The organism is Sphingopyxis sp., from assembly GCF_036402335.1.
In the GTDB taxonomy this organism is placed as follows: domain Bacteria; phylum Pseudomonadota; class Alphaproteobacteria; order Sphingomonadales; family Sphingomonadaceae; genus Sphingopyxis.
In genome coordinates this window covers 1-6,763 of sequence record NZ_DASWTD010000153.1, presented here as the reverse complement: position 1 = coordinate 6,763, position 6,763 = coordinate 1, and the positions used below count along the sequence as shown (strand labels likewise).

Annotated in this window: 7 protein-coding genes; 6 read left to right on the top strand and 1 reads right to left on the bottom strand. The window is 62.7% G+C overall.

The features are described 5' to 3' along the window. Positions 1–156: 156 nt before the first annotated feature. Positions 157–465: a putative quinol monooxygenase gene (locus VGD20_RS04785; RefSeq protein ID WP_331133353.1), complete on the bottom strand. Its 309-nt coding sequence runs from the start codon at positions 463–465 to the stop codon at positions 157–159. A 73-nt stretch (positions 466–538) separates the two neighbouring features. Here VGD20_RS04785 and VGD20_RS04780 point away from each other — a divergent pair, with 73 nt between their 5' ends. From VGD20_RS04780 to phoU, 6 genes are all read left to right on the top strand, one after another. Further along, on the top strand, positions 539–1,156 hold the full coding sequence (locus tag VGD20_RS04780) for a hypothetical protein (RefSeq protein WP_331133352.1): 618 nt from the start codon (positions 539–541) through the stop codon (positions 1,154–1,156). Positions 1,157–1,336: 180 nt separating this feature from the next. Beyond that, positions 1,337–2,386 carry a substrate-binding domain-containing protein gene (locus tag VGD20_RS04775; RefSeq protein ID WP_331133351.1) on the top strand — a complete coding sequence of 350 codons (1,050 nt, stop codon included), beginning with the start codon at positions 1,337–1,339 and terminating at the stop codon, positions 2,384–2,386. 170 nt (positions 2,387–2,556) lie between these two features. After that, positions 2,557–3,933 (top strand): phosphate ABC transporter permease subunit PstC, encoded by a 1,377-nt coding sequence (pstC, locus tag VGD20_RS04770; RefSeq protein WP_331133350.1) that lies wholly within the window; start codon positions 2,557–2,559, stop codon positions 3,931–3,933. Continuing rightward, a complete protein-coding gene (gene pstA, locus VGD20_RS04765; protein WP_331133349.1) occupies positions 3,926–5,182 on the top strand; it encodes a phosphate ABC transporter permease PstA in 1,257 nt (418 codons plus the stop codon). Before pstC ends, pstA begins: the two co-directional genes overlap by 8 nt. Positions 5,183–5,186: 4 nt before the next feature. Continuing rightward, positions 5,187–5,969, top strand: coding sequence for a phosphate ABC transporter ATP-binding protein PstB (pstB, locus tag VGD20_RS04760; RefSeq protein ID WP_331133348.1), 783 nt, complete (start codon positions 5,187–5,189; stop codon positions 5,967–5,969). 25 nt (positions 5,970–5,994) lie between these two features. After that, a complete protein-coding gene (gene phoU / locus VGD20_RS04755; protein WP_331133347.1) occupies positions 5,995–6,714 on the top strand; it encodes a phosphate signaling complex protein PhoU in 720 nt (239 codons plus the stop codon). Positions 6,715–6,763 lie beyond the last annotated feature (49 nt).

The window sequence follows — 6,763 nt, the reverse complement described above, 5'->3', positions numbered from 1 at the left end:
GATGAAGGCTGGCACAGCCAAATAATGTAGGAAAGCGGTTTTTCTTCCTTCGTCATGCCGAACTTGATCCGGCATTCATATAGTCGCCGTCGATGGACCCCGGATCAAGTCCGGGGCGACGAAGAAAGAATGACGCCGCTCATTTTCTTGCGGGCTCTACCCCATCAGCTTTGCGGTGATATCCTCGGCGGCATAAATCCGGATCACCGGCGGCGCAGGCGACAGCGCGCGCATTTCGGCGACGAAGGCGGCGGACGCGGGCACCGCGAAATGGACGCGGACCGCGTCGATGCTCTCCCACTCCTCGACGAACATCAACCGGTCGGGGTTTTCGACATCGACATGGCAATTATGCGCCAGACACCCCGGCTCGGACCGCGACCGCGCGCTATGTTCGGCACCGAGCGCGATCATGTGCTCGCGATGCTCGGGGGTGAGGATGACGTGGCCGGTGATGAGGATCATTATTGAAATCCCGCTTATATCAGAAATTGTGCGCTTCGGTTAGAGACACAGTTTCGCCATTTGAGAAGAATCCATGAAAGCCATCGCACTTACTCGAGCTGCCGAACACCTCGAACTCGCCGCCGCTGAAATTGACCGAATGTCTTTGGAAGGCGGAGCCAAAGCATATTCGCAAGCGTGGTCAACATTTTTGACGCAGGCGAGCCGCTTCTACAGCAAGATGGAGCAGGGTTCGAAGGGGTGTAAAACGAGCGAGCCCTGGTTCGGCCAAAAAAAGCATGAGCGTCGAACAGATCCCCTACTTTCATATATTCATCATGCGCGCGACTGCGACGAACATGGCCTGGATTATGTGGTCGCTGAAACGGGAAGCCAACTCAGCGTCCAAATGGCCGAAGGAGCCACTGAAATCCATGCGTCATTTGAAATGATGGTTGACGATCAAGGGAAGGTCCACATTCGCAATCCTGATAGCAAAACGCCTCAATCGGTAGCCACCATAGAACTTCATGATAAAAGAATCGAATTGGTACGGGTCACTGACGGTCGATTTAAAGACAGTTTCGATCCTCCCCGAATGCATCTCAATCGCCCAATCGTAGATCAATCACCACAGGGAGTTGCGCGACTTGCGATCGGCTATCTAAAGGAAATGCTGGAGGAAGCTTCGAAGCTCCCTCGACAGGCGTAGCTGTTCGGAATTCCTGCACCGCCAACAGAGCGAAGTTCGAATATTGGCCGATCCTTGTCATGACACTTATATGACACCTCCTGTCACAAACACGTCACACAACTCCCCCATTGGCGGCTCAGCGAGTCGCTACAGGGGTGGCGGCTTGGATCGGTAACGACCCCTCTACAGGATCATTCCATGCTGCAGAAATTCGCCCTTGTCGCCGGCGCCGCCACCTGCGCGCTGGCGCTTTCCGCTTGTCAGGACCAGGCCGCCTCGGGCGGCGGCGCGCGCGATTATATCAGCGCGGTCGGTTCCTCGACCGTCTATCCCTTTGCCACCGCGGTCGGCGAGAAGTTCGCCGAAGCGACGGGTAACAAGACCCCCAAGATCGACAGCACGGGCACCGGCGGCGGCTTCGAGCGCTTCTGCGCCGGCGTCGGCGGCGACACCCCCGACATCGCGAACGCCTCGCGCCGCATCAAGAAGAAGGAATTCGACACCTGCGCCGCGAACGGCGTCAAGGACATCGTCGAAATCCAGGTCGGCATCGACGGCATCGCATTGGGCGAAGCGCAGCGCGGCCCCGGCTTCAAGCTGAGCGAGGAAGACGTCTACAAGGCGCTCGCCGCCAACCCCTATGGCAAGCCCAACGAGGCGAAGACGTGGAAGGACGTAAACCCCGCCCTCCCCGCGGTCGCGATCTCGGTCTTTGGACCGCCGTCGACCAGCGGCACCTATGACGCGTTCAAGGAACTGATCCTCGGCAAGGGCTGCGACGCCAACGCCGAGATGAAGGCACTGAAGGACAGCGACAAGGAAAAGCACGAAGCGACCTGCACCACGCTGCGCGGCGCGCCCTATTATGTCGAGCAGGGCGAGAATGATAACCTCATCATCTCGAAGCTCGACAAGAATCCGACGAGCCTCGGCATCTTCGGCTTCAGCTATCTCGATGCGAACAAGGACAAGATCAAGGCGGTTCCGGTGCAGGGCGTCGCCCCGACCTATGCCGCGATCGCCGACGGCAGCTACCCCGGTTCGCGTCCGCTGTTCATCTATGTGAAGAAGGCGCATGTCGGCGTCGTCCCGGGTCTCGCCGAATATGTCGCCGAATTCCTGAAGGGCGCGGGCGAAGGCGGTTATCTGGCCGCCAAGGGCCTGATCGTGTCGCCGAAGGATGTCGCGGCGACCGCCGCGGCGAACGGCAAGGGCATGACCGTGCTCGACGGTTCGGCGCTGAAATAAGCTTCCTCCCGCTGGTGGCCGGGCGGGTTCGCCCGATCCGGCCGCCGTCTTTTTTGACGGATCGTCATTGCGAGGAGCGCAGCGACGCGGCAATCCAGACCCTGCGCAAACCGCCCTGGATTGCTTCGCTTCGCTCGCAATGACGAAGGTTTTAACCGGATGAAGATCAAGTGACCTTCAACGCCGCCGCCCTTTTGCTATTGATCGCGGGTCTCGCGCTGATCGGCTGGCTCGCCGGCCGCGCGCGGTCGAACCTGCTCGCGGGCCGTGCGGGCGAAAAGCTGCATTCGCGCCCGCAATATCATGGCTGGTACGTCGCGCTGTGGCTGTTCGCCCCCGCCGCACTGTTCCTTGCCGGGTGGGCGAGCGTATCGCCCGCGCTGATCACCAACCAGGTGCTGTCGAGCGAGGCGGCGCAGAGCCTGCCGCAGTTCGGCTTCGAACGCGGCGCGATCCTGTCCGATGCGCGCAATGTCGCGCAAGGATCGCAGGCCGCGGTGCGGCTGCCCGCCGCGGCGCCGCTGGTGAAGCCCTACGCCGACGCGAGCCGCAAATATGCGGTGATCGGTATCGCCGCGATGCTCGCGCTGGCGCTCGCCGGCGGGCTCTATGCCTTCACGCGCATCCGGCCCGAGTTTCGCGCGCGAAGCCGCGTCGAAAAGATCGTGATGCTGTTCCTGCTGCTCGCGTCGCTCGTCGCGATCCTCACGACCTTCGGCATCGTGCTCTCGCTGCTCTTCGAATCGATCCGCTTCTTCCGCCTCGTCTCGCCCGCCGAACTGCTGTTCGGCACCGAATGGGCGCCGACGAGCGGAGCGCCGCAGCCCGACACCTTCGGCGGCATTCCTTTGTTCTGGGGTACGGTGCTGATCGGCGCGATCATCGCGATGGTCGTCGCGATCCCGATCGGGATGATGACCGCGGTGTACCTCACCCAATATGCCGCCCCCGCGGTACGCAAATGGGTGAAGCCCTTGCTCGAGATCCTCGCGGGTGTGCCGACGGTGGTCTACGGCTATTTCGCGGCGCTGACCGTCGCTCCGGCCTTGCGCAACTTCGCGGTGATGCTCGGCATTCCGAACGCCTCGACCGAAAGCGCGCTCGCCGCGGGTATCGTGATGGGCGTGATGATCATCCCCTTCGTCTCGTCGATGGCCGACGACAGCATCAACGCGGTGCCGCAGGCGATGCGCGACGGCAGCCTCGCTTTGGGCGCGACGCCGAACGAGACGATCCGCCAGGTGCTGATCCCCGCCGCGCTTCCCGGCGTGATGGGCGGCATCCTGCTCGCGGTCAGCCGCGCGATCGGGGAAACCATGATTGTTGTCATGGCGGCGGGCCTGTCCGCCAACATGACCGCCAACCCCTTTGCCAGCGTCACCACGGTGACCGCGCAGATCGTCAAACTGCTCACCGGCGACCAGGAGTTCGACAGCGCGAAAACGCTGGCGGCCTTCGCGCTGGGGCTCGTCCTCTTCATCGTTACGCTGCTGCTCAACATCGTCGCGCTGCGCATCGTCAAAAAGTATCGTGAAGCTTATGAATAGGCAGACCGCCCCCACCGACTGGAAAGGCGCCGTGATGCAGAAGCGCATCGCGGGCCGCTACGCCGCCGAACGCCGCTTCAAGGCTATAGGGCTGGGCGCGGTGCTGCTCTCGGGCGCTTTCCTCGCTTTCCTGCTGTTCGTGATGGTCGGCAACGGCGCGCGCGGCTTTACCTACACCCATGTCGCGGTGCCGGTCGATTTCAAGGCGATGCCGCTGACGATCGATACCGCGCGGCTCGGCGATGCCGACGCCGATCAGGTGATCGCGAACGCCGGGCTCGCCGACATCGTCGCCTTTGCCGCCGACGAGGCGCTGGGCAGCGGCGGGTCGAAGCTGATTTCCGAAAATGCGTGGAAGGAAGTGCGCAGCGCGATCAAGGACGATCCCGAATTGCTGAGCGGCAAGACGGTGTTCGAACTGCCCGCCTCGTCCGAAGTCGACATCGCCGCCAAGGAGGGCGCGAAAGGGGCGCTCGGCGCGAAGGTCGACGCGCTGGAGAAGGACGGCAAGCTGTCGACCGGCATCCACTGGCCCTTCTTCAGGAATGCCGACGCCACCGATCCCGCGGTCGCGGGCATCTGGGGCGCGCTCAAGGGCTCGGTGCTGACGATCTTCATCGCCTTCCTCATCGCCTTTCCGACCGGCGTGCTCGCAGCGCTCTATCTCGAGGAATATGCACCGAAGAACCGCTGGACCGACCTCATCGAAGTGTCGATCAACAATCTCGCCGCGGTGCCCTCGATCATCTTCGGCCTGCTCGCGCTCGCGGTGTTCATCAACTGGTTCGGCCTCTGCCAGGCGAGCCCGCTCGTCGGCGGCTTGACGCTCGCGCTGATGACGATGCCGGTGATCGTGATCGCCAGCCGCAACGCGATCAAGTCGGTCCCGCCCTCGATCCGCGACGCCGCGCTGGGTGTGGGCGCCAGTCCCGTGCAGGTGGTGTTCCACCATGTGCTCCCCCTCGCCCTCCCCGGCATCCTCACCGGCACGATCATCGGCATGGCGCGCGCGCTGGGCGAGACCGCGCCGCTGCTCCTCGTCGGCATGCGCGCCTTTATCGGCGACGTCCCCGGCGGCATCTGCTCGCCCTCGACCGTGCTGCCGATGCAGATCTTCCTCTGGTCGGACGAAGTCGACCGAGGCTTTGTCGAGAAAACCTCCGCCGCGATCATCGTGCTGCTTGTCGTGCTGCTGTCGATGAACGCCTTTGCGATCTATCTTCGCAACAAATTCGAAAAACGCTGGTGACCCCATGACCCAAGACGATCTTACCATCGCCGACCCCAAGATGAAGGCGCACGGCGTCGATGTTTTCTATGGCGAAAAACAGGCGATCAAGGATGTGTCGATCGACGTCGGCACCGACCTGGTCACCGCCTTCATCGGCCCGTCGGGCTGCGGCAAGTCGACCTTCCTGCGCTCGCTCAATCGCATGAACGACACCGTCGCGAGCGCGCGGGTCACCGGGCAGATCGAGCTTGACGGCGAGGACATCTATGCGCCGTCGATGGATGTCGTGCAGCTCCGCGCCCGCGTCGGCATGGTGTTCCAGAAACCGAACCCCTTCCCCAAGTCGATCTACGACAATGTCGGCTATGGCCCACGCATCCACGGCCTCGCGCCGAACAAGGCCGACCTCGACGTCATCGTCGAGCGTGCGCTGGTGCGCGCCGGCCTGTGGGACGAGGTCAAGGACCGGCTCGGCGAAAGCGGCACCGCACTGTCGGGCGGCCAGCAGCAGCGCCTGTGCATCGCGCGCGCGATCGCGGTCGATCCCGAAGTCATCCTGATGGACGAGCCCTGCTCGGCACTCGACCCGATCGCGACCGCGAAGATCGAGGAACTGATCCACGAACTGCGCGGCAAATATGCTATCGTGATCGTCACGCACAATATGCAGCAGGCGGCCCGCGTGTCGCAGCGCACCGCCTTTTTCCACCTCGGGACGTTGGTCGAGTACGGCAAGACCACCGATATCTTCACCAACCCGAAGCAGGAACGCACCAAGGACTATATCACCGGCCGCTACGGTTAAGCCGCGGCGCAAGAGGACAAGAGTGATGGCACTAACGAACGATCATACCGTCAAAGCCTTCGACGAGGATCTGAACCGCCTGCGCGGGCTGATCAGCGAAATGGGCGGCCGCGCCGAACAGGCGTTGCTCCAGGCGATGAACGCGCTCAACAGCGGCGACCTCGAACTCGCCGCGCAGGTCGTGCGCGACGACAAGAAGATCGACGCGCTCGAAGCCGAAGTCGAGCAGCTCACCGCGCAGACGATCGCGCTGCGCGCCCCGATGGCCGACGACCTTCGCGAGATGATCGCGGCGCTGAAAATCGTCTCGGTCGTCGAGCGCATCGGCGACTATGCGAAGAACATCGCGAAGCGCGTCGCGCTGATGGACCAGACGCGGTCGATCGAGGCGATTCCGCTCCTCATCTCGATGTCGAACATCGTCGTCGAACTCGTCCACGACGCGCTCGACAGCTTCGCCGCGCGCGACGCCGAACTTGCGGTGCGGGTGACCGTCCGCGACAAGAATGTCGACGATTTCTACAACAGCATCTTCCGCACGCTCGTCACCTTCATGATGGAAAATCCGAAATATATCTCGGAAAGCGCGCACCTGCTGTTCGTCGCCAAGAACCTCGAACGCATGGGCGACCATGCGACCAACATCGCCGAGATGGTCTATTATGTCGTGACCGGCGAACGGATGGAGGAACGCGAGCGCGGCGAACAGCCCGAAGATGGCGCCGCGGAGCAGGAGCAAGGCTGATGCCGCAGCCCGACCTGCTGCTGATCGAGGATGACGAGGCGATCGCCGA